The 2,777-nt window shown below is 74.1% G+C and carries 2 protein-coding genes; one reads left to right on the top strand and one right to left on the bottom strand.

All coding sequences use genetic code 11. The features are described from left to right. Positions 1-43: 43 nt before the first annotated feature. The gene (locus tag GTW43_RS22580) at positions 44-1,750 is read right to left on the bottom strand and encodes a sigma-70 family RNA polymerase sigma factor (protein ID WP_161303846.1); all 1,707 of its coding nucleotides are present in this window, start codon (positions 1,748-1,750) and stop codon (positions 44-46) included. A 544-nt stretch (positions 1,751-2,294) separates the two neighbouring features. On the opposite strand from GTW43_RS22580, the gene GTW43_RS22575 reads away from it, so the two are divergent. After that, complete coding sequence (locus tag GTW43_RS22575; RefSeq protein ID WP_161303845.1) at positions 2,295-2,759, top strand: subtilase-type protease inhibitor; 465 nt, start codon at positions 2,295-2,297, stop codon at positions 2,757-2,759. Positions 2,760-2,777: the final 18 nt, after the last annotated feature.

Here is a 2,777-nt window from a genome sequence, read left to right as displayed (position 1 = left end):
GGACCCGCGCCGACGTGTCCCGGCGCGCCCCGGTGTCCCGGGATCAGGCCAGCGTGCCCTTGTAGAGCAGCCGCAGGGACTGCGTGCCGTAGTAGTTCGGTGTCGTGCCGATCGCGTCGTCGTGCGCTTCGTTCCGGCCCGCGGGCCACCAGTCGTTCAGCCCCAGATAGTGCCCGGACACCGCGTCGATGAGGGTCAGCTTGTGCTCGTCCCCGTTGTTCGCGGCCTTCCAGCTCTGGTGCGAGGCGTCCTTCCTGCACGGCTGCGACGTGACCGGCGCGCCGTCCTCGTCGCGGCCGGAGAAGGCCAGGCACGAGTCGCTCGCGTGGTTGCGCACGTGGAGGGTGCCGGTGCGCTCGCCGTCGTCGCCGACGTCCCACGAGAGCTCCCACTGCTGGCCGGCCGCGCCGGTGCACGCCGCTTCCCGCAGACCGTCGTCCGCCGGTTCCATACAGCGGTCCGTGGCCGCGATCCGCAGCGTCGTGTCGAGCGCGGACGCGGGCTGCCACGTCGGCGAGGCGGACGCGGACGGCTTCGCCGGTCCCGACGCCGACGGCCTCCGCGACGGCGCGTCGCTCTGCGACGGGGAGGGCGACGCCGACTCCGTCACCGTCGCGGTCACCGCGGGCGCGGAACTCGGCGCGGCCGGTGCACTGCGGGGCGCGGCACGCTCCGTACCGCCGTCCGGGACCATGAAGACACCGGACGCGATCAGGGCCGCGACCGCGACGCCGGCCACGCCCACCCCGACCGGGTGCGCGCCCGCACGGGACAGCAGCGTGTGCCCGGGACCGCCCTGCGCCGTCGTCCCGGAGGAGCCCTCGGACGGCGGCCGACCGTCGGGCCCGCCGCCGGACGGCCCCGGCTGTCCGGCGGCGTCCGCACCGGCCGCCCACCGGGCCGCGAGATAGCCCGAGCTTCCCCACAGCAGCAGGGCCACGGGCAGCGCGGAGCGCATCCGCTCGCTCAGCTCGGTCAGTTCGAGCAGCGACCTGCGACAGCGCGCGCAGCCGTCCAGGTGGCGCTCCAGCTCGCGGCTCTGATTGCGCCCGGTGCGGCGCACGCGCGAACCGAGGAGCGCCGCGTAACGCCGGCACTCCTCGTCGGCCCCTTCCAGATGAGCCGTCAGATAGGCCTCGCGCAGGCCTTCGCGGGCCCGCGCCGCCAGGGAGGTGACCCCGCTGGCGCTGAGCCCGAGCATCCTGCCGACCTGCCCGGCGGACTCGTTCTCCACCACGGTGTGCCACAGGACGGCGCGCCAGCGTTCGGGCAGCGCGCGGAACCCCTGGCGCACGAGCGAGGCGTCCTCGTGCGCGAGCACCGACCCCTCTCCGTCGCCGTCCGGGTCGGCGGCGTCCGTGCCGGCCGTGCGGACCCACTGCTCGAAGTCCGGTGACAGCTCCGTCCTGCGTGCCGTCGCGGCCCACTGCGCCGCCGTGCGGCGCACCACGGTGAGCAGGTACGGCCGCCACGCGTCCTTCGGGCCCTCGCCGCCCTGCACGGCCTGGAGCGTGCGGGCGAAGGCCTCGGACGCCAGGTCCTCCGCGGTGTGCGGGTCGCGGCAGCACAACCGTGCGTACGCCACGACCGCCGGCCGGTGCCTGCGGTACAGCTCCTCGAGCGCCGTGTCCGTGTCCATGCCCGCGTCCGTGCCCCGGCCCGCGTCCGCCCGCTCCTGCGCACCCTCGGACCGGTGCAGAAATGACGTCAACTGCGCATCGGACGTGTTGTCCAGGTCGTTTTCGGACATGCCGCGGCGCACCCCCCATAGATCGGCTTCTCGTCTCGGGGTCATTCTCAGTGACACGTGCGCACAGGGGAAGACGTCGCCGCAGGTCAGATACGGAGAACGACGGTGGGGTGCGCCGTGTGCACAGGTGTGAGGCGATACGCGGTTTCCGGCCACGCTCCGCTGTGAACGGTCCATGGGCGCACCTGTGCCACGTGCCCTGTCGACGCCGCCGCTCCAGGCACACATTCAGGCCGTTTGTGGGGGCTCCCGCGGCGGGTGTTTGAGAACCGGACGGTCATCGGCCCAGGTCATGGGGTCGTCGCGGGTTGAACGATGCGTCCGCGTTCCTGTCCCGGGTGTGCCCGCGCCGGTGTCACGCCCGCTCTGGCGACCGTGTTCGCCCGGTGGTTCACCGTTCAGCGAACGGTGGCGTCCGATTACCGACCGGACGACTGGCACGCACACCCCGCGCGGACAACACTCCTCACCGCGACGACCACCCACGTCGTTCACACCAGCCCTCCCCCGGAGATCCCGGGGGAGCCGAGGAGAGGACACCTCCATGCGTCACGCACTCAGGAGCACGGTCACCGCCGTCACCGCCACGTTCTGCGCGCTGGCCGGCCTGACCGTCGGTGCGACGGCCGAAGCGCGGTCCGGGGCCCCGGCGGCCCAGGCCGGGACGAGGGCGCTCTACGCCCCGTCCGACCTCGTGCTCGCGGTCGGCAGGGGAGACGACGCCGCGTCCGCCACCGTCGAGCGGGCGGCCACGCTCACGTGTGCGCCGCGCCCCGGTGGCACCCACCCGGACGCCTCGCGCGCCTGCGCCGAACTGGCCTCCGTGGGCGGCAGATTCGGCGAACTCGCGCGCCCGGTGTCGGACGGCTTCTGCACGAAGGAGTGGGCCCCGGTCACCCTCTCCGCGGCCGGGGTGTGGGAGGGGCGCCGGGTCACCTGGTCGGCCACGTACGCCAACGGGTGCACGCTGCGCGCCGCGCTCTCCGGGAGTGCGGCGCTGGGGTTCTGACCCGAGAGCCGCGCCATG

The sequence above is a fragment of the Streptomyces sp. SID5785 genome, assembly GCF_009870065.1.
GTDB lineage: Bacteria > Actinomycetota > Actinomycetes > Streptomycetales > Streptomycetaceae > Streptomyces.
The sequence above is the reverse complement of the archived record's forward strand: the minus strand, read 5'-3'. Positions and strand labels throughout refer to the sequence as shown.

What these genes read in the sequence shown, in the direction of transcription:
- GTW43_RS22575 (WP_161303845.1), top strand. Translation starts at nt 2,295, where the DNA reads ATGCGTCACGCACTCAGGAGCACGGTCACCGCCGTCACCGCCACGTTC.
- GTW43_RS22580 (WP_161303846.1), bottom strand. Translation starts at nt 1,750, where the DNA reads ATGTCCGAAAACGACCTGGACAACACGTCCGATGCGCAGTTGACGTCA.